Annotated in this window: 21 protein-coding genes and 1 riboswitch; of the genes, 10 read left to right on the top strand and 11 right to left on the bottom strand. The window is 72.0% G+C overall.

The window, feature by feature from the left end; translation table 11 throughout:
* Window positions 1-18: 18 nt before the first annotated feature.
* The 5 genes from ABEA10_RS48380 to ABEA10_RS48360 form a co-directional block, all read right to left on the bottom strand.
* Window positions 19-813 (bottom strand): DUF4097 family beta strand repeat-containing protein, encoded by a 795-nt coding sequence (locus tag ABEA10_RS48380; protein ID WP_345475459.1) that lies wholly within the window; start codon window positions 811-813, stop codon window positions 19-21.
* A gap of 89 nt (window positions 814-902) precedes the next feature.
* Complete coding sequence (locus tag ABEA10_RS48375) at window positions 903-2,279, bottom strand: protein kinase domain-containing protein (protein WP_345475458.1); 1,377 nt, start codon at window positions 2,277-2,279, stop codon at window positions 903-905.
* A complete protein-coding gene (locus ABEA10_RS48370; protein WP_345475457.1) occupies window positions 2,248-3,606 on the bottom strand; it encodes a serine/threonine-protein kinase in 1,359 nt (452 codons plus the stop codon). Before ABEA10_RS48370 ends, ABEA10_RS48375 begins: the two co-directional genes overlap by 32 nt.
* On the bottom strand, window positions 3,603-4,430 hold the full coding sequence (locus ABEA10_RS48365) for a hypothetical protein (protein WP_345475456.1): 828 nt from the start codon (window positions 4,428-4,430) through the stop codon (window positions 3,603-3,605). Before ABEA10_RS48365 ends, ABEA10_RS48370 begins: the two co-directional genes overlap by 4 nt.
* A 151-nt stretch (window positions 4,431-4,581) precedes the next feature.
* Window positions 4,582-7,071, bottom strand: coding sequence for a S8 family serine peptidase (locus ABEA10_RS48360; protein ID WP_345475455.1), 2,490 nt, complete (start codon window positions 7,069-7,071; stop codon window positions 4,582-4,584).
* 321 nt (window positions 7,072-7,392) lie between these two features.
* Between ABEA10_RS48360 and ABEA10_RS48355 the strand changes: the two genes are divergently transcribed.
* The gene (locus tag ABEA10_RS48355) at window positions 7,393-7,638 is read left to right on the top strand and encodes an SHOCT domain-containing protein (protein ID WP_345475454.1); all 246 of its coding nucleotides are present in this window, start codon (window positions 7,393-7,395) and stop codon (window positions 7,636-7,638) included.
* Window positions 7,639-7,775: 137 nt separating this feature from the next.
* On the opposite strand, the gene ABEA10_RS48350 is transcribed toward ABEA10_RS48355, so the two are convergent.
* The 3 genes from ABEA10_RS48350 to ABEA10_RS48340 all read right to left on the bottom strand — a co-directional run bounded on the left by ABEA10_RS48350 (window position 7,776) and on the right by ABEA10_RS48340 (window position 10,406).
* A complete protein-coding gene (locus ABEA10_RS48350; protein WP_345475453.1) occupies window positions 7,776-8,333 on the bottom strand; it encodes a MarR family winged helix-turn-helix transcriptional regulator in 558 nt (185 codons plus the stop codon).
* 69 nt (window positions 8,334-8,402) lie between these two features.
* Complete coding sequence (cax, locus tag ABEA10_RS48345) at window positions 8,403-9,476, bottom strand: calcium/proton exchanger (protein ID WP_345475452.1); 1,074 nt, start codon at window positions 9,474-9,476, stop codon at window positions 8,403-8,405.
* 123 nt (window positions 9,477-9,599) lie between these two features.
* The gene (locus ABEA10_RS48340) at window positions 9,600-10,406 is read right to left on the bottom strand and encodes an SAM hydrolase/SAM-dependent halogenase family protein (RefSeq protein WP_329243659.1); all 807 of its coding nucleotides are present in this window, start codon (window positions 10,404-10,406) and stop codon (window positions 9,600-9,602) included.
* 99 nt (window positions 10,407-10,505) lie between these two features.
* Between ABEA10_RS48340 and ABEA10_RS48335 the strand changes: the two genes are divergently transcribed.
* The 3 genes from ABEA10_RS48335 (at window position 10,506) to ABEA10_RS48325 (ending at window position 12,296) form a co-directional block, all read left to right on the top strand.
* On the top strand, window positions 10,506-10,832 hold the full coding sequence (locus ABEA10_RS48335; RefSeq protein WP_329243656.1) for a DUF3263 domain-containing protein: 327 nt from the start codon (window positions 10,506-10,508) through the stop codon (window positions 10,830-10,832).
* Window positions 10,833-10,978: 146 nt separating this feature from the next.
* Window positions 10,979-11,785, top strand: coding sequence for a trehalose-phosphatase (gene otsB, locus ABEA10_RS48330; RefSeq protein WP_345475451.1), 807 nt, complete (start codon window positions 10,979-10,981; stop codon window positions 11,783-11,785).
* A 97-nt stretch (window positions 11,786-11,882) separates the two neighbouring features.
* Window positions 11,883-12,296 carry a hypothetical protein gene (locus tag ABEA10_RS48325; protein ID WP_329243651.1) on the top strand — a complete coding sequence of 138 codons (414 nt, stop codon included), beginning with the start codon at window positions 11,883-11,885 and terminating at the stop codon, window positions 12,294-12,296.
* Window positions 12,297-12,401: 105 nt separating this feature from the next.
* On the opposite strand, the gene ABEA10_RS48320 is transcribed toward ABEA10_RS48325, so the two are convergent.
* Both ABEA10_RS48320 and ABEA10_RS48315 read right to left on the bottom strand, forming a co-directional pair.
* Complete coding sequence (locus ABEA10_RS48320; protein WP_345475450.1) at window positions 12,402-12,938, bottom strand: PadR family transcriptional regulator; 537 nt, start codon at window positions 12,936-12,938, stop codon at window positions 12,402-12,404.
* Window positions 12,939-13,010: 72 nt separating this feature from the next.
* Window positions 13,011-14,690 carry a serine/threonine-protein kinase gene (locus tag ABEA10_RS48315; RefSeq protein ID WP_345475479.1) on the bottom strand — a complete coding sequence of 560 codons (1,680 nt, stop codon included), beginning with the start codon at window positions 14,688-14,690 and terminating at the stop codon, window positions 13,011-13,013.
* 54 nt (window positions 14,691-14,744) lie between these two features.
* Between ABEA10_RS48315 and ABEA10_RS48310 the strand changes: the two genes are divergently transcribed.
* The 3 genes from ABEA10_RS48310 to ABEA10_RS48300 are packed head-to-tail and all read left to right on the top strand — an operon-like array spanning window position 14,745 to window position 16,204.
* Complete coding sequence (locus tag ABEA10_RS48310; RefSeq protein WP_329243644.1) at window positions 14,745-15,296, top strand: RNA polymerase sigma factor; 552 nt, start codon at window positions 14,745-14,747, stop codon at window positions 15,294-15,296.
* The gene (locus tag ABEA10_RS48305; RefSeq protein ID WP_345475449.1) at window positions 15,296-15,739 is read left to right on the top strand and encodes a helix-turn-helix domain-containing protein; all 444 of its coding nucleotides are present in this window, start codon (window positions 15,296-15,298) and stop codon (window positions 15,737-15,739) included. The genes ABEA10_RS48310 and ABEA10_RS48305 overlap by 1 nt, the downstream gene beginning before the upstream one ends.
* 48 nt (window positions 15,740-15,787) lie before the next feature.
* Window positions 15,788-16,204, top strand: a complete 417-nt coding sequence (locus ABEA10_RS48300) for a VOC family protein (protein ID WP_345475448.1) — start codon at window positions 15,788-15,790, stop codon at window positions 16,202-16,204.
* Window positions 16,205-16,214: 10 nt separating this feature from the next.
* Here ABEA10_RS48300 and ABEA10_RS48295 read toward each other — a convergent pair whose 3' ends face one another.
* Window positions 16,215-17,636 (bottom strand): alpha,alpha-trehalose-phosphate synthase (UDP-forming), encoded by a 1,422-nt coding sequence (locus tag ABEA10_RS48295; protein WP_345475447.1) that lies wholly within the window; start codon window positions 17,634-17,636, stop codon window positions 16,215-16,217.
* A 178-nt stretch (window positions 17,637-17,814) separates the two neighbouring features.
* A riboswitch (SAM riboswitch) is annotated at window positions 17,815-17,982 on the top strand.
* A gap of 15 nt (window positions 17,983-17,997) precedes the next feature.
* Between ABEA10_RS48295 and thrC the strand changes: the two genes are divergently transcribed.
* The 3 genes from thrC (at window position 17,998) to ABEA10_RS48280 (ending at window position 19,967) form a co-directional block, all read left to right on the top strand.
* A complete protein-coding gene (thrC, locus tag ABEA10_RS48290; protein ID WP_329243638.1) occupies window positions 17,998-19,242 on the top strand; it encodes a threonine synthase in 1,245 nt (414 codons plus the stop codon).
* On the top strand, window positions 19,239-19,517 hold the full coding sequence (locus ABEA10_RS48285; RefSeq protein ID WP_345475446.1) for a MoaD/ThiS family protein: 279 nt from the start codon (window positions 19,239-19,241) through the stop codon (window positions 19,515-19,517). Before thrC ends, ABEA10_RS48285 begins: the two co-directional genes overlap by 4 nt.
* Window positions 19,518-19,766: 249 nt before the next feature.
* Entirely contained in the window at window positions 19,767-19,967 is a 201-nt protein-coding gene (locus ABEA10_RS48280; protein WP_285568450.1) for a cold-shock protein, read from the top strand.
* Window positions 19,968-20,306: the final 339 nt, after the last annotated feature.

Below are 20,306 nucleotides of genomic sequence, written 5' to 3'. Positions count from 1 at the left end.
CGCGGGCGGAACAGGCGGCTAACCGGCCGGGACGACGTTCACGCTGCCCGAGTCGGTGCGCAGCGACAGCCGTGCCGTCGCGCCGGACGCCGTGGGCACGCCGACGTGCCGGCCGCCCGAGTCGGTGTGCACGGCCACGGTGTACGGACCGCCGGGCACGGCCAGGTGCAGCGATCCGGAGTCGGCGGTCATCCGGACGTTCTTGGGCGCCGAGGCGAACGCCAGATGGATGGAGCCGGAGTCACTGGAGGCCGTCGCGTCCGCCGAGCGGAGCTCCGTCGTGTGGATCGACCCCGAGTTCGTGCTCACCTGGAGGGTGCCGCCGACATCCTGCAGGGTCACCGACCCCGAGTCGGAGCGGGCGCTCACGTCGCCCGCGACGTGCCGCACGGTCACCGAGCCGGAGTCGGTGCTCACGTCGGCGGTCCGGACGTCCTTGACGTTCACCCGGCCGCTGTCCGTGTGGGCCCGTACGCTGACCGAGGCGGGGACGACCAGGTCATAGTCGATCCGGCACCGGGTGCAGCCGGAGCTGAAGGTCAGCGTCCCGTTGTTCAGCCGCTGACCGGGGTGGGGAGTGCCGCGCTGGTAGTGCACCACCCGGTGGACCGTCACGTCGTCTCCGCTGCCCTTCGTCACGACGACGTGGCCGTCGCCCGCGTCGACCTGCACGCTCGTGACCCCGGAGACATGCGTGTCGTCCATGGTGGTGGTGTGCCGGTAGTCGGCGAAGTGCACGCCCACGCCGCACCCCGACGCGGCCATTGTGGTCAGTGCGGTGAGGGCGACGATCGCCACGCCACGGCTCTTCACGGATGACTCCTCGCAAGTCGGTACGGGAAGAACGCTACGGGACCACCGTCGCCGCTCCCATCCGGCTGGCACGCCGCGTGATGGTGGGGCTAACCCCCCATACCCGGCGCCGGGCCGGGGCGGTCCAGCACGACGGTGCCGGCCAGCTTGTCGGCGAAGGTCTGGTGCTGCTCATCCCAGAGCGGCCAGAGGAAGCCGAGATAGCACGGCAGCGAGTCCAGCACGTGCGCCAGCCGCCGGACCAGGGCCCGCCCGATGCCGACCGGGCGGCCCGTCCGGGCGTCGAGCAGTTCGATCCGCAGCAGCCGCTTCCCCGGGCTTTGCCCGGTGCGTCCCTCCCGCACGAGGGTCCGTACCAGCAGCACGAAGAAGGTGATCAGGCAGGCGAGGGCGACGATGGGGACGGTGGCACGGATCGTGGAGATCGCGACGCCCCGGTTGAGGACGGTGATGTTCTCGCGGCCCCACACGAACGCCATGAGGTAGGCGACGTAGCAGAGGATCGGCAGCACGATGAACAGACCGTCGAGCAGGGCGGCGGCCAGCCTGCGGCCCCACGGCGCGTACGGAGGGGAAGGCGCGGTCGCGGGTGCGGGTGGCCGGAGGGCGGCCTGGCGGAGCACGACGTCGGCGAGCGGGGCGGGGAGCCAGCCCAGGCCGTCCTCCGGCCGGGCGAGCGCGGACAGCAGCCAGGCGGGCGTCGGCCGCTGGGCGGGGTTCTTGTGGAGTCCGGCGGCGATGAGGTCCCGCAGTCCGGGGTCGGCGACGGCGGTGAGATCCGGTTCCTCGTGGAAGGTGCGGTGGAGCAGGAGAGGGACGTCGCCGACGCCGAAGGGGCCGACGGCCGTGGCCGCGAAGCACAGCACGGCGGCCAGGGCGAACACGTCCGTGGCGGGGCCGACCGCGCCGCCCGCCGCCTGCTCGGGCGCCAGGTAGCCCGGAGTGCCGAGAAGCTGCCCGCTCTGGGTGAGCGGGCCGCCGTCGGCGGCCTTGGCGATGCCGAAGTCGATGACCCGGACGCCCTGCGGAGTGATCATGACGTTGGAGGGCTTGAGGTCGCGGTGCGCGATGCCCGCCCGGTGGACGGCGACCAGGGCCTCGGCCAGCGCGGCGCCGAGGGCGCGGACCGCCGGGGGTGGCAGCGGGCCGTGCGCGCGTACCAGGTCGAGCAGTGACAGACCGGGCAGGTAGGCGGTGGCCAGCCAGGGAACCGGGCCGACCGGGTCGGCCTCGACGACCGGTGCGGTGAACGCGCCGCTGACCGTGCGCGCCGCCTCGACCTCCCGCCGGAACCGCTCGCGGAATCCGGCCTCGGCGGCCAGCGCCGGCCGGACCACCTTGATGGCGACCGGCCGCCCGCCCGGCGACGTGCCGAGGAAGACCTGACCCATTCCGCCTTCGCCCAGCCGGGCGATCACCTGGTGGTCCCCTACGCTACGGGGATCGGTGGGGCGCAGTGGTTCCATCGGTGGCTCCGTCTGTGGGCGAGGGCAGGGTGGATACGGCGAACAGGTCCTGGTCGAGGGCGAGCAGAGAGGAGTTCAGGCCGGTCGCCCCGGGGCGGCAGCTCGGGCAGGCCCGGTAGGCCGCGAGCCGCCGGTTCAGGAGGGTCAGGTCGGCGAGGGGCCGTGCGTACCGGGACGCGTCGGTGCGCAGGTGGATCTCCTTCGCCAGCCCGGTGAGCACCGGCGCGGTCTGGTCGGCGCAGCCCGCGGCGCCCTCCGCGCAGCTGTGCGCCGCGTTTTCGATCTGCGGGCTCCAGATCAGGTAGAACGCGGCCTCACTGGTGTGCGCGTGTTCGCACGCCTCGTCGCAGCCGTCCCCGGAGGGCAAGGCCAGCAGCGCGGCGTACACCAGTGCCGCGAGGAGGAAGATTCCGGTGATCAGCACCGGCAGCCGCGTGAGGAGGCGGCGGCGCGGCAGTCCGGCGGCCCGCGCGGAGATCCCGGCGGCGACGGGATCGGGCAGCCAGGCGACGCCCTGCGGCGGGCGGGCGAGCCGGCCGAGCAGGTCGCGCGTGGTGGGACGGTGGCGGGGATCCCGCGCGAGGCAGGACGCGATGAGGCTCCGCAGCGAGGGGTCGGCCACGGCGCCGAGGTCGGGCGGCCCCTGCGCGACCCGGTAGAGCTGGGTGTGCGGGCCGCCCGGCCCGTACGGCGGGTGCCCGGTCGCCGCGTACGTCAGCACGCAGCCGAGGGCGAAGACGTCGTCGGCCGGACCGCTGTCCCGGCCGGCCGCCCGCTCGGGTGACATGTATCCCGGAGTGCCGATCATGGCCCCCGCGCGGGTGATCCGGTCGGCGTCGGCCGTGTGCGCGATGCCGAAGTCGATGACCCGCGGACCGTCGGGGGTGAGCATGATGTTGGACGGCTTCAGGTCGCGGTGCACGACGCCCGCCTCGTGGACCGACCGCAGCGCCTCGGCCAGGCCCGCGGCGAGGGAGAGGACGGCGGGTGCGGTCATCGGGCCGTACTCCTCGACCGCCTCCCACAGCGACAGCCCCGGCAGGAACTGCGTGGCCAGCCAGGGCGGGTCGCCGTACGGGTCGGCGTCGACGACGGGCGCGGTGAACGCCCCGCCGATCGCACGCGCCGCCCGCGTCTCGCGGGCGAACCTCGCGCGGAAGCCCTCGTCGGCGGCGAGATCGTGGTGGACCACCTTCACGGCGACGGGCAGTCCCGAGGGAGAGCGGCCCAGGAAGACCTGGCCCATGGCACCCGCGCCGAGCCGCTTGATCAGCTGATAGTCGCCCAGCCGGTGCGGGTCACCGGGCCGCAGGCCGTCGCCGGTCATCGCGCGTTCGGCGGGGCGGTGATCGGGACGGGCGCCGGCAGTGTGGCCAGGTCCAGGTCGCCCTTCACGTACAGGGGGACGTCCGCGGGGGACCACAGCCCCCAGTCGACCGCGATCCGGCGGACGACGTGGCGCCCGGGGTCGATCCAGACGTCCTCGGCCGCGTCGGAGGGGTTGCCGTGCCAGACCCGGAACAGCGAGCCGAGCCTGGCCCAGTCACAGCCGGGATAGCTCGAGCCGTAGCCGCATCCGGTGAGGTAGTGACGGGTCCGTACGCCGCCGGTCGCGGTCGTCTCCTTGGGCTCGGGCATGTCGATGCCCGCGTGCGAGGTCCAGTACGCCGGATCCATGACGGCCAGATAGAACCGCGGGTCGAGCACGGCCAGGTCGACCGTCGAGGATCCGGTGATCGGCACCAGCTGGTTCGGAGACGACAGCAGGGTCCACTGATCGGCCTCACGGTGCGGCAGGCGCGCGGAGGCGGCGTACGAGCGGCCGGCGACGCTGATGACGCGCACCTTCCGAGTGGACAGGCCCGCGCCGGCCCGGACCGTCGAGGTGCCCGTGAACGTGAAGCCCGCCGTCGTCCGGTCCACCGTGCCGGACAGCTCGTACCGGGCCATCAGGTAGGTGAGCGCGACGTGCACGGTGGCGCGTACGGCGACGGCCGACCGGGTGGCGGCGGCCGCCGCGCCGGTCTGCCGTGCGAACGCCGCGTAGTCCGGCGGGCTGGACACTGTGGAGCAGGCGGTGACGAGGCACACCGCGGCGAGAGGAACCCGCGTCAGACCGCCCGGACGCCGGGCGGCCGCGAGTCGTGGCACGGACACTGGGGACTCGGCTTCGTTTCTGTTCGACGGCGACCTCGCCGTGACAGTAGCGACCCCGAGGATCGGCGCACCGCCAGAACGTGCACGGACTCTCGCCATTCCGTGCACACGCCTCGTCGCCTTCGCCGGCTGAGGCGGCGAGAGGTCAGGAAGGCGGGCGTTTGTCGTCTTCGTCTTCGTCCGGGTCGACGGTGGGGAGGGCCGCCGTCTCGTCGAAGGCCTCCTGCGGGGGCGCGTCGCCGGTGACGTCCAGGTCGGTCTTGCCGAGAGACTCCCAGTTGGTCATGTCCTTGAGCCGGTCGAAGCCTCGCCGGATGCTCTCCCAGCTCTCGTCGGCCAGCGGAGTGCCGACGTCGGAGGAGGAGTCGAACGGGGAGTCGTCGCTCAGCGGGTCGGGCTCGCCGCCGCCCGCGACGCGGAAGTCCTGGTGCGCGGACGTGCGGTGGCCGTTGGTCTCGGCGGGATCGCGGGGCGGCGGCTCGTACGGCTCGAACGGTGTGGCGGGAGCCGGAGTCTCGGGCGCCGGCGGCTCGGCCGGCGGAGTGTCCCGCACGTCCGGCTCCGTGCGGTCCCCGGAGCCGGTGGGGGAGGAGGTCTCGGCGGGCAGGCTGTTCCAGGACTCGGTGGGGGAGGAGGAATCGGCGGGCAGGCTGTTCCAGGACTCGGTGGGGGAGGAAGAGTCGGCGGGCACGCGGCCCCAGGCCTCGGTGGGCGAGGAGGAGTCGGCGGGATCCCAGGATTCGCTCGGGGACGAGGCGTCGGCCGAAGGCGGGTCCCAGGAGTCGGCGGGCGGCGAGGAGTCGGCGGGCGGCCGGTCCCACGAGCGCTCCGCCGGGGGCGGCCCGTCCCAGGAGGCGTCCGTGGCGGACAGCCGGTCCCACGACGGCGACGGTGCCTCGGTCCGGTCCCAGGAGGGCTCCGCGGGCGGCTGCTCGTCGCGGCCGGGGGGCGGTGTCTCGGGCCGGGGCCGGTCCCAGGCGGTCTCGTTCGGCGAGGAGCCCCAGGAGCCGGCGGGCCCGCGGCGGTCCCAGGGGGTGACCGGCGGCGTCGCCTCGGGCGGTGCCGAGTCCCAGTAGGACGCGGGTGTCTCCGGCCGGCGGTCCCAGGGCGTGACCGGCGGTGACGCGTCGGGCGGACCGGCGTCCCAGTGGGGCGCGGGCGTCTCCGGCCGGCGGTCCCAGGGCGTGACCGGGGGCGACGCGTCGGGCGGACCCGGGTTCCAGCGGGGATCCTCGTCCGCGGGCGTCTCCGGGCGGCGCTCCCACGGTGACAGGCCCGTACGCGACGGCGGTGGCGCGGGCCTGCGCTCCCACGGCCCGGTGGCCGACGACGCGTGCGCGGCGACCGGCAGCGCCGACCGCTGCGGCTCCTCCGGCTCGTCGGCGTCCTCCTCACGTTCACGGGCGATCCGCCGCCGTCGCTGCCGCCAGCCGAGGATCAGGCTGAGCAGGATCAGCGTGCCGCCGCCGCTCAGGACGGCGATCAGCATCAGGTCGGGGTCGCTGTGCCCGGACGCCACCGGCTCCGGCCGAGCCGTCTGCTGCGGCGTCTGGACGGGCGTGCCGTCGTGCTCGGCCTTGTTGATCCGCGCGGCCGTGCGCAGTGCGCCGTACGCGTCGGCGACGCCCGTGCCGATCTCGCTGCTGCGCCCGTCGGGCGGCCGGTGGGTGGCGCCCTCCTCCAGGGCCTGCTTGACCTCCTGCGCCGTGAGGGTCGGGTAACGCGCCTTGACGAGCGCGCTCATGCCCGCCACGAAGGCGGCCGAGGAACTCGTGCCGGTGCCGAGGATGTAGCCGTGCCCGGCCGCGTCTGCGCTGACGATCTCCACGCCGGGGGCGGCGACCGAGATGTAGGTGTGCCGGTTGGTGAACTTGGCCGCCTTGAACGCGCGGTCGACCGCGCCGACCGCGATCACCCCGGGGTAGGCGGCGGGGTAGTTGCGCCGGTTGGCGCCGTCGCCGTCGTTGCCCGCCGACGCGACGAGCACGGTGCCCTTGCCGAGGGCGTACTTGATCGCCGCCTCCTCGGCGGCGTTGCCGTTGTAGAACAGGTTGCCGCCGCCGAGCGACATGCTGATGACCTGCGCGCCGTGGTCGGCGGCGTAGCGGATGCCCTTCGCGACGGCGTCGCGCGACCGGTTGACCTCCGCGTGGTCGTCCCGGATCGGGTCGTTCAGCTCCCAGGTCACCCGGATCGAGAGGATCTTGGCGTCGGGCGCGACGCCCATGACGCCCGACGCCGCGCCGGCGCCGTGACCGTGCCCGGCGATGAGGCTCGCCATCTCGGTGCCGTGCCGGCCCCAGTAGCGGCCACCCGGCTTGCGCACGTGGCCGGTGAAGTCGGGGCCGTCGATGACGCGTCCGGAAAGGTCGGCCTGGTGGCCGTCGACACCGGTGTCGAGCACCGCGACGGTCACGCCGTTGCCACGGGAGTACTTCCACGCGCGGGAGATGTGCAGCGCGTCGAGCGTCCACTGCTGGCCACGGTAGAGGTCGGCCGGCGCCGCGGGCACGGCCAGGCGGGCCGGCTCGGCGGGCGAGGCGGACTCGGCCGCGGGAACGGACAGCACGCCGACCGCGGCGCTGACCAGCACTGCCGAGGCCACGCGGGGGAGGGCGCGGCGAACTTCGGACAAGTGCACCGGTTCCCTCCCGGCGGTCGACAGCGAGCGTAATTCTGCCACGGCCTGAGGTCGGATGCTTACGCGATTGAATGTGACCTACGGTGATCGGGGCGAATATGGTCGAAATCCCGAGAGATGTGTACGGTGCACGGTGTACGCGTTCCGGGCCTGTGATCCCGATGGCCGCGCGCGGCGTCGTCCGCGCACCCCTTCCCTGGCGGCCATCCGGACTGCCGGCCCGGACTCGTCTGGTGAGACTGCGCCGCCGGGCGTAGGCACGGAGCCGCCCGCCGTACGACGCGCGAGGCCGTGTCGCCGGGTCACCATCACCTCATGAACGCCATGACGCTGACCGCGTACGGTCCCTGGCACGACGGCCACGCACACGGGTGGTGGCCGGTCTTCCCGATCGGGTTCGCCGTGTTCTGGCTCCTGGTCCTCGGCGGAGGGTTCTACCTGCTGTCGAAGCGCACGAAGTGGCGCGGAGGGGGCGCCGAGCGCGTCCTCGCCGAACGCTACGCCCGCGGCGAGATCGACGAGGAGGAGTACCGCGAGCGCCTGGGCGTGCTGCGCTCCTGAGCCCCGTCTCGAAGCCCCGCCGTCCTACTGCACGGCGCTCGCCGCGGACGGGCACTTCGGGATCGAAGTCCCGCCGTCCCGCAGACGCGGTGCCAAGGCGGCGCCGCGGCTACGGACGGGGACTTCGCGACAGGCCCTCACCCGTCATTCGCGCATCGCCGAGCCGCCTCGAGCTCCGGCTCGGCCCCCAGCCCGACGGCCTCCAGGCCCGCCGCGTTCGTGGGGAAGTGCGCGGCGGCCTCGGCGAAGCGGCCGAGCAGGTGCGCGAAGGTGCGCCGGTCCTCCTCCGGCCAGTCGGCGACGAGCTGGGCGATGAAACGCCGCCGGAACTCGTCGGTCAGCGCCCTGACCCGCTCGCCGGCCTCGGTGAGCCGCAGGTGGGCGCGGCGCGCGTCGACCGGCGACGAGGTGCGCGAGACGAACCCGGCGTCGGTCGCGTACCCGACGAGCCGGCTGGCGGTCGAGGGGTCGATGTCGAGGAAGTCCGCGACCGCGCCCACGGTGACGTCGCCGGAACCGGAGCCCTGGCCCGCGATCGCGTGGATGACCAGCAGACTCGACAGCTGAATCGGCCGCCCGCCGCGCCCGCACCGCTCGCGCAGGCGCTGGAGAAGCTGAGGCTTGGCCCAGAGCCGGCGGAGCTGGAACGCCGCCCGCTCGATCTCCGCGACACTCGGGTCGATGTGCGGATTCACAAGGTCACAGTAGTTGAGAAGGGCCGGTATGACGCTCGTCCGGTTTCGGACTCTTTAGTGCTTTTCATCTCATCCCCACCAGAAGGCGGTGGCGATGATCCCGTACAGAACGATCAGTGTCGCGCCCTCCAGCCAGTTCGACTCGCCGTCGAGCACCACCAGCACGGTGATCACTACAGCCATGATCAGTACGGCGATGAGCAGCGGCGACAGCACCAGCGTGAACGACGCGCCAACGATCGGCGAGAGCAGCACGAGGGCGGGGGCCACGACCAGCGAGATCTGCAACGGGCTCTGCAGGATCACCGACAGCGCGTAGTCGGACTGGTTCTTCAGGGCGAGCTGGATGCCCACGACGTTCTCGACGGCGTTGCCGGCGATCGCCACGATCACCAGACCGGCGAACGCCTCGGAGATGCCGAGGGAGGAGATCGCGGGTTGCAGCGCGGCCACGAACCAGTCGGAGACGAAGGCCGCTCCCAGCCCGGTGATCGCCAGCATTGCCAGCGCCACGCCGAGCGGCCAGGAGTGGTGCTTCTCCCCGGCGCCGTCGGACGGGGCCGCCGCCGAGGAGGGCTCGGGCTTCTCGGCGCTCTTCTGCCGCTTGATCGAGGACGGCAACGACGCCACGAACAGGCAGAGCAGCAGGATCGAGACCACGATCGACAGGTTCCGCTCGTGTAGCGCGGCGCGCGTCGCGTGCGAGCCGAGCGCCGCGGTGAGCGAGGGCACGAGGAGAGCGGCGACCGAGAGCGCCAGGAGCATCGACAGCGTGCGGGCGGCGTCGCTGCCGAACTTCTGCCGCCCGTGCTTGATGCCGCCGAACAGGAACGCCAGGCCGAGCACCAACAGGACGTTCGCCAGGATCGACCCGACGATCGTCGCGGTCGCCACGCCGTACAGCTTGTCGCGCAGCGCGAAGAGCACGACGAACAGCTCGGGCAGGTTCCCCAGCGCGCTCTGCACGACGCCGGTGGCGCCCGCCCCCAGCCGGTCGCCCAGCGCTTCGACGCTGCGGCCGACCAGGCTGGCCAGCATCGCCAGGGCGATCGCCGCGACCACGAACGGTGCGACGTCCCCCCCGAGCTTGGCGTAGTGCGCGACGCCGGCCGCCGCCGCCACTGCGACTGTGATGATGATCAATCGCCAGTCAGAGCGCGTGAAACCCATGGGAAAGATCATGCCGCATTCGGACCAGCCGCCTTGACGGTTCCGTTACCTTCGAAGCGTCGGATTTCGCCGGAAGACGGGCGGCGTGTCCCAGGATCAGTCCGCGACGGCCAGTCGTACGTGGGCTCCCGGTGGCAGGCCCAGACGCTGGGCGGCGTCGCCGGCATTGACCGCGAAGGCCACCCGGCCGGCGGCGTCGGTGTAGGCCACGAGCTCGCCCGGCGGTACGGATCCGAACGTCTCGCCGTACGCCATGCGCACGGAGTGGCGGCCCAGCGTGACCGTGAGGGTGCCGCCGCACCGCGCGCCGATCGCGTCCAGGTCCGCGCGGGTGAGGGAGAGCTGCACGTTGCCGAACCGGTCGACCGTGACCACCTCGCCCTCGGCCGTGCCGTCGCGCACCGTGCGGGCCGGCGGCGGCAGGCGTACGAGATCCGCGGGGTCGATCTCCCGCCCCACGGTCGCGACGTCACGGCCCGCGGCGATGTGGGCCGCCACGGGCGCGAAGATGTCGCGGCCGTGGAAGGTCGCCGAGACCGGCTCCACCCACAGGTCCCGCTCGGTCAGCTCCCACGCGCGCACGTCGGCGCCGGACGCCGCCCAGGACAGCACGCCGTTGTCCGGGCCGACGAAGACGCGGTCGCCGGCCGCGACCGCGATCGCGCGCCGCCGCGTGCCGACGCCCGGGTCGACCACGGCCACGTGCACGCCGGCCGGCAGGTACGGAACGGTCTGCGCCATGATCGCGGCGCCGCGCCGGACGTCACCGGGGGGCACGAGGTGGGTGATGTCGATGATGCGAGCGTGCGCGCAGATGCTCACGATGACCCCGTGACATGCGGCGACGAAGCCATCTTCCAGTCCGTAGTCGGTCAGTAGCGTTACGCAGTGCGTCGACGTCACAGTTCAGGTTACGGCAGTGGTCATCCGCGAGAACAGCGCGAAGATGTCACTGATCGCGCGTAGCATGACAGCCCCCCGAACCCGTACAGAGGGGACCTGATGCAACCGGCGGACGCCCGGGGCGACGGCCCTAAGAACAGCCCTGACGACAACGGCCCCGAAAACGGTGGCGACGGCGGCCTGACCGACCGTGACCTGCAAATCCTCGCCTTCGAGCGGCAGTGGTGGCAGTACGCGGGCGCCAAGGAGCAGGCGATCCGTGAAAACTTCGGCATGTCCTCCACCCGCTACTACCAGCTCCTCAGCCGGCTCATCGACCGTCCTGAGGCGCTCCGGCACGACCCGATGCTCGTGAAGCGGCTGCGGCGGCAGCGCACGCAGCGCCAGCGCCAGCGTGCGGCACGCCGCCTCGGCATCCGCACCTGAGAGACCGCCCGGCCCCCGGCGGTCTCTGACGGAGACCGCCGTCCGTCGTGGCGGACCGTTCGTACGCCGCCGCTCCGCTACCGCCGGGCGAACGACGCGGCGCGGCACCCGCCGCTCCGCGCCGATGTCGGTACGCTGGGCGACCCATGAACGTTGAGTCCCGTACGGCCGCGGGCGCCGAAGCGCTGGCGGCGATCAAGGCGCGGCCCGGCAAGACGCTGGCCGCTTTCGACTTCGACGGCACGCTCTCGCCGATCGTCGACGATCCCGACGCCGCCCGGCTCGCGGACGGCGCCATCGCGGCGCTCACCGAGCTCGCGCGCCAGGTCGGCAAGGTCGCGATCATCACCGGGCGCCCGGCCGCCACCGCGGTCGAGAAGGGCGGCCTGTCCGGCATCGAAGGGCTCGTGGTTCTCGGCCAGTACGGCCGCGAGCGCTGGGAGGACGACGTCCTGGACGCGCCCGAGCCGCCGCCGGGCGTCGATGAGGCGCGGCGCAAACTGCCCCGCCTCATCGAGTCGGCCCCGGAGGGCGTCGCGATCGAGGACAAGGGTCACGCGCTGGCCGTGCACACCCGCCGCGCGGCCGAGCCGGAGGTCGCCCTCGAACGCCTGCGCGGCATCGTCGCCGCGCTCGCCGAGCGCACCGGCCTCGTGGTGGAGCCCGGCCGGTTCGTCCTGGAGCTTCGCCCGCCGGGCATGGACAAGGGTGCCGCGCTGCGTGCGCTCGCCGCCGAACTGGGCAGCGTCGCCATCCTCTACGCCGGCGACGACCTCGGTGACCTGGCCGCCTACGACGCGATCGAGGCGCTTCGGGAGGAGGGCGTGCCGGGGGTCAAGGTGTGCAGCGGGTCCGACGAGGTGACCGCGCTGGCCGACCGCGCCGACATCGTGGTCGACGGCCCGCCCGGCGTCGTCCGTTTGCTCGAATCGCTCACGAACGAATTGTTCTGACAGTGGGCCTCCGGCGGAACCGGTAGCATCCCCGGCGATCAACTCCTTTTCGCGGCGGAATGAGCCTTCTGTCGCACCCGAAATGAAAGGTGAGATGGTGGCCGTTCGCAAGGAGACCATCAAGCAGCAGGCGTTCGAGATGGCTTCGAGGGCGCTCCAGCCCGGGGAACCGATCATCAGCGGCGTCTACTCCATCACCGGTCCGAGCCCGTGGCTGATGAACCAGCTCGGCCTGCTGGGCCAGTTCTTCGTCGACTATTACTTCGTCGCCGTCACCCCGCAGCAGATCATCTTCGTCAAGATGAACCGGGTGTCGAACCGGCCGAAGGAGATCGCCTTCACCGCGCCGCTGCAGAATGTCCGGATCTCGAACTACAACCGCGCCACCGTGTGGAGCTCGTTCCAGTACCAGACGCCCACCGCCCCCAAGCCGCTGCGCCTGAACGTCCACCGGGTCTGGCGCCAGGAGCTCGACGCGCTGATCGGTGCGTTCGGCGTGCCGGTGGCCTGAGACACCGCCCGACGCCCCGTGCCCCGCTCGCGACGGGCGAGGATCTCCCGCAGTTCTCTGCGCGCGCGGAGCCGATGAGGGCGCCATCATCGGCTCCGCGCGAGTTCACTCCTCGTCGTCGGCGAGGATGCCGTACAGGCGCCGCCGCGCGTCGTTGATCACCTCGAGCGCGCGTGCCTTCTGCTCCTCGCTGCCCGCGTGCATCACCTGGCGGATCGCCATCATCAGCCGGCCCATCGCGTCGTGGAAGTGCGTGGCCGCCTCGCCGGCGTCCTCGGTGATCTCGGCCCAGGGGGGCGTCCGCTGCGCCTCGGCCTCGGTGCGCCCGGCCTCGGCGAGAGAGAACAGCCGCTTGCCCGATGACTGCTCGCCGCTGATCAGCCCCTCGTCCTCGAGCAACTGCAGCGTCGGGTAGACCGAGCCCGGGCTGGGCCGCCACAGGCCGCCGGTGCGGCTCTCCAGCTCCTGGATCATCTCGTAGCCGTGCATGGGGCGCTCGGCCAGCAGCGCCAGGATCGCCGCGCGGACGTTGCCGCGCTTCGTGCGGCGTCCGCCACGGCCGCCCCGCCCCCGGGGCCCGAAGCCGGGACCCCAGCCGCCGAACGCGGCGCGCTCCTCGCGGTGCATCGATCTCTTACGCATGGTTCTCTCCCCGGCCGAGCTATTACCGATATATCGTACGCGACCTTCGCGGGGGCGAGTGGCCGGGGAGTGTCAGCCCTTGGTCTGGATGCTGTCGAGGATCGTCCGGGTGATGTCCGGCGGCCCGGTCAGCTTCACCCGCACCCACATCGCGAACCGGCCGCGGGAGTCGCGCAGCCCGACCTCGTTGATCGTGATCGAGCCACGGCAGGTCCACGGGGTGATCCGGCCGCTCAGCGAGCCGTGGCGGTACGCGCGGGGGGTGCCGCGGGTGCACTTGGAGGAGTGGTCGCCCAGGCTCGCGGGCGGCAGCCGGACGCCCAGGTCGCGGGTCAGGCCGGCGAACACGCCGGGCACCCGTACGTCGTCGCGTACGAACTGGTCGTAGTTCGGCGTCGCGCGCAGCGCGGGCGCGGTCGCGCCGTCGCTGACCCGCACGGGCCAGTGGCTGTGGTCGCGCTGCAGCGTCCAGGACGGCGGTACCCGGAGGCTCAGCCGTCCGGTGGTGTCGGTGACGGACACCAGGCCGTCACCGGGCGTGTGGTCCTGGCCGGCCGACCGGGTGGCCTTGACGCCGGTGAGCCTGGCGATGCCGTACGCGCCGCCTCCGCAGACCACGAGGACCGCCGCGAGGCCGGCGGAGACCAGCGCCCGGCCGCGGGCGGTGTCGCCGGTGCGCACCTCGCCGGCGGGCGGGGTGTTCGGTTCCGGCCGGTACACCGGCAGGTCCACGCGCGTCGTGTCCGCCGCGCTCTCCATGTGGGGCAGCGGGTTCTGCTCCGTCCGCTCGTACGGCGGGGGCAGCCGGACGGTCCCGCCGTGCGGCGGGGGCCCGTGACCTCCGTGGTGGAACGACGGGTCGGCGGTCGCCGGGTCCTCCACGGTGTGGTCGGACGCCGGTCCGCCGGAGACCGTGGGGTCGCCCACCGTCGAGTCGGCGAAGCCGCCCGGGCTCCGGCCGGACACGAGCGGGCGAAGCCCGGCGAGCGCGGCGGCGAACGCCTCAGCGGTGGGCCAGCGGCGCTCGCGGTCGGCCTCCAGGGCCCGCATCACGATCTCGTCGACGGCCGGCGGCAGGTCCGGCCGGATCGCGCTCGGCGGCACCGCGACCGGCGCGGTGCCCGGCGCGCGGCCGGTGAGGAGGTGGTAGGTCAGCGCGCCCAGGCCGTACACGTCGGCGCGGACGTCGAGGCCTCCGCCGAAACGGGCCTGCTCGGGCGACATGTACCCGGGGGTGCCGACCGGAAGGGTGAACGCGCCGGAGGCGTGCGCGAGCGCCTTGGCGAGGCCGAGGTCGGCGATCAGCAGCCGCTCGCCGCCGTCCGTGGTCGACTGGAACAGCACGTTGGACGGCTTGAGGTCGCGGTGGATGACGCCGAGCCGGTTGATGACCTCGACGCCCCGCGCGACCTCGGTGGCCAGCCGGATCGCCTCGGCCACCGGCAGGGTACGGCCCCGCATCCGGTCCGCGAGCGTGCCGAGGTCGGCGTAGGACATGACGAAGTAGGGGCGCCCATCGGGGAGTTCGCCGATGTCGTGCACGCGCACGAGCCGCTCGGAGTCGGCACGGCGCAGTATCTTGGCCTCCTCCAGGAAGCGGTTGCGCACGTCGAGGTCGTCGATGAGCCCGCCGGCCAGCACCTTCACCGCGACCTGGGCATCGAGCACCTCATCGTGGGCGAGCCACACGGAGGCGAAGGCCCCTGATCCCAGAACACGATCGATTCGGTAACGGCCGACGGCCGAAGGCATGGACACCCCCGTATCATGCCCAATGCGGGGCGATGGTGAGGGCGAGGACGGGTCATGGCGTACGACGAGCGGACCGAACAACTGGCGCAGCGAGCCGCCGGGGGCGATCGGGCGGCTCTCGAAGCACTACTGCGGGTGATCGAGCCGGACGTGCTCCGGCACTGCTCGCGGTTCCTTCCGTGCCGGCAGGACGCCGAAGAGGCCTGCCAGGACGCGCTGATGCAGGTCGCGCGCAACATCAACCGCTTCGAGGGCCGGTCGCGCTTCACGACGTGGCTGCACGTCGTGGTGGCCAACTCCGCGCGCTCGACGTACCGGTCGCTCAAGCGCCGCTCGATGGAACAGGCCGGTGAGCTGCCCGACCAGCGGCCGGACCCGCGTCGTACGAGCGTCATCGCCGGCTCGCGCGTGGACATCCTCGACGCGATGGAAGACCTGGAGCGCCGCAAGCCCGACCTCATCGAGGCGCTGGTGCTGCGCGACGTGTCGCAGCTGGAGTACACCGAGATCGCCACGCAGCTCAACCTTCCGCTGGGCACGGTGAAGTCGCGCATCCACGAGGCCCGCAAGCAGGTCCGGCAGAGCCTCGGCGACGGCTACAACTGATGCCGGGTCCGGTCCCGGCCGTCGCCCATCTGCGGCGCGCCCGCGACCTGATCGACCGGCGCTTCGCCGAGCCGCTCGACCTCGATGCCATGGCCCGCGAGGCGGGATTCTCCCGCTACCACTTCGCCCGCGCCTTCCGCGCGGCGTACGGGGAGACGCCGCGGGCGTACCTCACCAGGCGCCGCATCGAACGCGCCCAGGACCTCCTGCGCGCCGCGAACCTCACGGTCACCGAGATCTGCCACCTGGTGGGCTTCTCCAGCCTGGGCTCCTTCAGCGCGCGCTTCTCCGAGCTCGTCGGCGTCCCGCCCACGGAGTATCGGCGGCGCCACGTGGAGCGCGGCTCGCGGCCGCCGATCCCCGGATGCTTTCTCATGGCCTGGTCCCGGCCGCTGCCGACCGGAGCAATCCCGGAGAAGGCGCCGGTCACCGGCCACTCGTAGGCTCGTCGGAAACCACCACCGACGAGGGGAAACGCCATGATCAGCCGTATGTCCCATGTGACGTGTTTCGTCCTTGACCAGGACCGGGCCAAGGAGTTCTACACCGACAAACTCGGCTTCGAGGTGCGCACCGACGTGACGATGGGCGGTGAGTTCGAGGGCGCGGGCCAGGGCTTCCGCTGGCTCACCGTCGGCCCGCCGGACCAGCCGGACTTCGAGGTCGTCCTGGCCGACTGCGCCATGGGGCACGACGAGCGCACCGCCGAGCAGATCCGTGAGCTGGTCGCCAAGGGCGCGCTCGGCGCCGGAGTGCTGGAGACGCCCGACTGCCGCAAGGCGTACGAGGAGCTGTCCGCACGCGGCGTCGTCTTCGTGCAGGAACCGGCCGAGCGGCCGTACGGGATCGAGGCCGTGCTGCGCGACGACTCGGGCAACTGGTTCAGCCTCACGCAGCGGACCGAGTGACCGCGCGGCGTCAGCCGAGGGCGCTGAGCTGGTCGGCGAACCACTGCTGCGGCGGCAGGGCGGTCGCGGCGGCGGCGAGGCGCTTGCAGCGCTCGGAGCGTTCGTCGGCCGGCATCAGCAGGGCCTGGTGCAGCGCCTCCGCGGTCTGCGACACGTCGAAGGGGTTCACCATGATGGCGTCGCCGGACATCTCGTCGGCGGCGCCCGCCTGGTCCGACAGCACGAGGGCGCAGCCGTTCTTCGACAGCGCCGGACCCTCCTTGGCGACGAGGTTCATGCCGTCGCGGATGGGGTTCACCAGTAGCACGTCGGCCATGCCGTACGCCGCGAGCGACCGCGGGTAGTCGTCGTTGACCTGCAGAATCAGCGGGTCCCACGCGCCGTCGCCGAACTCGTCGGAGATCTCGGCGGCCATCCGCTGCACGGCGGCGGTGTACTCCCGGTACTCCGGCAGGTCGTGCCGCGACGGGTAGGCGAACGCCAGGTGCATCACCCGGCCGCGCCATTCGGGGTGCTTGGCGAGCAGCTCGCGGTAGGCGGCCAGGCCGCGCACGATGTTCTTGGACAGCTCGGTGCGGTCGATGCGCACGATCAGCCGCCGGTCGCCGACCTGCTCGCGCAGTGCCGCGGCGCGGGCGGTCACGTCCGGCTCGGCGGCGCGGGCCCGCAGGGCGTCGCCGTCGACGCCGAGGCCGTGCACGCCGACGCGCGTGACGTGGCCCTGGTGGGTGACCGTACGGGCCTCACGGTCGACGCGGGCGCCCAGGACCGCCGCGCAGCACTCGACGAACGCCTCGGCCCAGCGCCGGGTCTGGAACCCGGCGTGGTCGGCGCCGAGGATGCCCTCGAGCACCTGGCGTCCGATGTCGTCCGGCAGCAGCCGGTAGTACTCCGGCGGCGCCCATGGCGTGTGCGAGAAGTGCGTGATCTTCACGTCGGGCCGGCGTTCGCGCAGGAGCGTGGGCACGAGTGTCAGGTGGTAGTCCTGTACGGCGACCTTCGCGCCCTGCGCGGCGTCCTGGGCGAGCGCGTCGGCGAAGGCCGCGTTGTAGGCCTCGTAGGACTGCCAGTCGCGGCGCGACCGCGCGTCGAAGTGCGGTTTGTTCGGGGTGTCGTACAGCATGTGGTGCACGAACCACAGCGTGGAGTTGGCGACCGCGTTGTAGGCGCGGTGAAAGGTGCCCGGCGGGATGTCCAGCATGCGGACGGCGCCGATGCCGGGGACGTCGAGCCGGCCCTCCTCCGCACGCCGCGCCGCCGCACGGTCGGCGTCGGAGAGCGTGGCGCAGACCCACAGGATGTCGCCGCTGAGTTCGCCCAGCGCGGACACGAGCCCGCCGCCGCCGCGTCGCATCGACAGTGCACCGTCGTCGGCCAGCGAGAAGGAGACCGGGCCACGGTTGGACGCGACGAGCACCTGCGTGTCAGCCATGGGGGGAGAGTAACCGGCCGTCGTGGGCCCCAATCGCCGAAGGTCGGCCCCTGTCTGTTTCGTGACCATACGGATGCTCACCGTGGCGTGAGATCCGTCTCGTGTCTCGCGCGCTGAGACTCCGGGCTGGCCAAAGAACCGGTCAGTCACGTATACAGTTCCTGATACAACTCAATACCGCTCATCCAGAGGGGTGGAGGGACCGGCCCGTCGAAGCCCCGGCAACCCTCCCGGACACGCGGTCCAGTGCGGCGCAGCCGCGCCGCAACTCGCCGACAGATGCGAGGCCGCCCGGGACAGGTGCCAACTCCGGCTCGTGACCAAGGTGGCACGAGAAAGATGAGGAGAGAGGCCTCGCTCCATGTCGCAGACTGCCGTCCGAAACCTCGGCCCCGCGACCGCACTTGCGTGCCGCGAATGCGGCGAATCCTACGATCTCGGCCCACGCTACGCCTGTGAGCAGTGTTTCGGGCCCCTCGAAGTCACCTACGACTACTCCCAGGTGAGCCGGGAGCGCATCGAGGCGGGTCCGCGGAACATCTGGCGCTACCGTGACCTGCTTCCGGTGCCCCCGAACGTCGCCGAGACCCCGAACACCGAGCCCGGCTTCACGCGCCTGGTCCGCGCCGACAACCTCGCCGAGGCGCTCGGCGTCCGCGCGCTGTGGGTCAAGGACGACAGCGGCAACCCCACGCACTCCTTCAAGGACCGCGTCGTCGGCGTCGCCCTCGCCGCCGCCCGCGAGCTGGGCTTCAAGGTGCTGGCCTGCCCGTCCACCGGAAACCTCGCCAACGCGGTGGCCGCCGCGGCGGCGCGCGCGGGCATCCGCAGCGCGGTGTTCGTCCCGTCGAACCTGGAGCGGCAGAAGATCGTCACGACCGCGGTGTACGGCGGCACGTTCGTCACCGTGGACGGCAACTATGACGACGTCAACCGGCTCGCCTCCGAGATCGCCGGCGAGCAGGACGACTGGGCGTTCGTCAACGTCAACGTGCGGCCCTACTACGCCGAGGGCTCCAAGACGATCGGGTACGAGGTGGCCGAGCAGCTCGGCTGGCGGCTGCCCGACCAGATCGTCGTCCCGATCGCCTCCGGCTCGCAGCTCACCAAGATCGACAAGGCGTTCCAGGAGCTCATCAAGCTCGGCCTCGTCGAGGACAGGCCGTACAAGATCTTCGGCGCCCAGGCGACCGGCTGCTCGCCGGTCGCCGCGGCCTTCAAGGCCGGGCACGACGTCGTACGGCCGGTCAAGCCCGACACGATCGCCAAGTCCCTCGCCATCGGCAACCCGGCGGACGGCCCGTACGTCCTGGACGCCGTCCGGCGCACCGGCGGTGCCATCGAGGACGTCTCCGACGACGAGGTGGTCGACAGCATCGGGCTGCTCGCGCGCACCGAGGGCATCTTCGGCGAGACCGCCGGCGGCGTCACGCTGGGTTCGCTGCGCAAGCTGCTGGCCTCGGGAGCACTCGACCCGGACGCCGAGACCGTGTTCATCAACTCCGGTGACGGTCTGAAGACCCTCGACGCGGTGGCGCCGGTCGCCAAGCCGTCGGCGAACATCGCCCCCACCTTCGACGCTTTTCGAAAGGCAGGCCTGGTATGAGCTCGATCAGCGTGCGTATCCCGACGATCCTTCGGAACTACACCGGCGGTGAGTCCGAGGTGACGGCGTCCGGGACGACGGTACGCGAGGTCGTGGCGGACCTGGAGTCCAGTTTCTCCGGGATCGCCGCCCGAATCCTTGACGAAAACGGCAAAATCCGCCGTTTCGTCAACGTCTATGTCGGCGAAGAGGATGTCCGATTCGCCGACGGCCTCGACACCGCCACCCCCGACGGCACGCAGGTTTCGATCATCCCTGCCGTCGCCGGCGGTTAGGCGGCGGGCGCGTCAGGGCATTTTTACTAGTCCGTGCCGAAGTTCCCATTTCAATGAACTCACATTGACCAGGATCGGCCGTCCGCTCATCTTGGGTAAAGGGTGTTCCACGGACCGTAGCCGTGTGTATGGTCGGCGATGGTCATCGCGGCGCACCCGTGCTGACCGTCGGGTTCCGCGCCTCCGGCGGGCTCGAGTCGGTAGCCGTGGGAATGACCACGGGAATTGCCCTGGTGGGAGTTGTTAGGAATGGCACAAGGCACCGTCAAGTGGTTCAACGCGGACAAAGGCTACGGCTTCATCGCGGTCGACGGTGGCAGGGACGTGTTCGTGCACTATTCGGCCATCCTCGCTGATGGCTACCGCAGCCTCGAGCAGGGGCAGCGGGTCGAGTTCGAGATCACCCAGAGCGACCGGGGTCCGCAGGCGGAGTCGGTTCGCACGCTCTGATCGGTATAGCTCGGTCGAGGCCCGGCGTCTGGCGCGCCGGGCCTTGGCATGTCAGTGACCAGGTGAGACGGGGTACGGCTTGCACTCTCCTGGGTAGAGTGCTAAACACGACATTGGCACTCGGCCATTGAGAGTGCCAGCCCTGAATAAGCGATCGAGGCGACGAGGCCTCACACCCGGCGGCGGCATGGAAACCGCCGGGCAGGTCGTCCGTCGCGGGCGTCGACTCGATCCAGTGATAGCCACCCCGTTCCGGGAGGATCTGGAGCCTATGGCTGCAAAGATGATCGCGTTCGATGAGGACGCGCGGCGCGGCCTCGAGCGCGGCATGAACCAGCT

It is taken from the genome of Actinoallomurus oryzae (assembly GCF_039541955.1).
Taxonomy (GTDB): Bacteria; Actinomycetota; Actinomycetes; order Streptosporangiales; family Streptosporangiaceae; genus Actinoallomurus; species Actinoallomurus oryzae.
The sequence above is the reverse complement of the archived record's forward strand: the minus strand, read 5'-3'. Positions and strand labels throughout refer to the sequence as shown.

Bases quoted from the DNA above. Each gene is read 5' to 3' on its own strand.
- ABEA10_RS48375 (WP_345475458.1), bottom strand. From the start codon at position 2,279: ATGGAACCACTGCGCCCCACCGATCCCCGTAGCGTAGGGGACCACCAG.
- ABEA10_RS48370 (WP_345475457.1), bottom strand. From the start codon at position 3,606: ATGACCGGCGACGGCCTGCGGCCCGGTGACCCGCACCGGCTGGGCGAC.
- ABEA10_RS48355 (WP_345475454.1), top strand. From the start codon at position 7,393: ATGAACGCCATGACGCTGACCGCGTACGGTCCCTGGCACGACGGCCAC.
- ABEA10_RS48335 (WP_329243656.1), top strand. From the start codon at position 10,506: ATGCAACCGGCGGACGCCCGGGGCGACGGCCCTAAGAACAGCCCTGAC.
- otsB (WP_345475451.1), top strand. From the start codon at position 10,979: ATGAACGTTGAGTCCCGTACGGCCGCGGGCGCCGAAGCGCTGGCGGCG.
- ABEA10_RS48320 (WP_345475450.1), bottom strand. From the start codon at position 12,938: ATGCGTAAGAGATCGATGCACCGCGAGGAGCGCGCCGCGTTCGGCGGC.
- ABEA10_RS48315 (WP_345475479.1), bottom strand. From the start codon at position 14,690: ATGCCTTCGGCCGTCGGCCGTTACCGAATCGATCGTGTTCTGGGATCA.
- ABEA10_RS48310 (WP_329243644.1), top strand. From the start codon at position 14,745: ATGGCGTACGACGAGCGGACCGAACAACTGGCGCAGCGAGCCGCCGGG.
- ABEA10_RS48305 (WP_345475449.1), top strand. From the start codon at position 15,296: ATGCCGGGTCCGGTCCCGGCCGTCGCCCATCTGCGGCGCGCCCGCGAC.
- ABEA10_RS48300 (WP_345475448.1), top strand. From the start codon at position 15,788: ATGTCCCATGTGACGTGTTTCGTCCTTGACCAGGACCGGGCCAAGGAG.
- ABEA10_RS48295 (WP_345475447.1), bottom strand. From the start codon at position 17,636: ATGGCTGACACGCAGGTGCTCGTCGCGTCCAACCGTGGCCCGGTCTCC.
- thrC (WP_329243638.1), top strand. From the start codon at position 17,998: ATGTCGCAGACTGCCGTCCGAAACCTCGGCCCCGCGACCGCACTTGCG.
- ABEA10_RS48285 (WP_345475446.1), top strand. From the start codon at position 19,239: ATGAGCTCGATCAGCGTGCGTATCCCGACGATCCTTCGGAACTACACC.
- ABEA10_RS48280 (WP_285568450.1), top strand. From the start codon at position 19,767: ATGGCACAAGGCACCGTCAAGTGGTTCAACGCGGACAAAGGCTACGGC.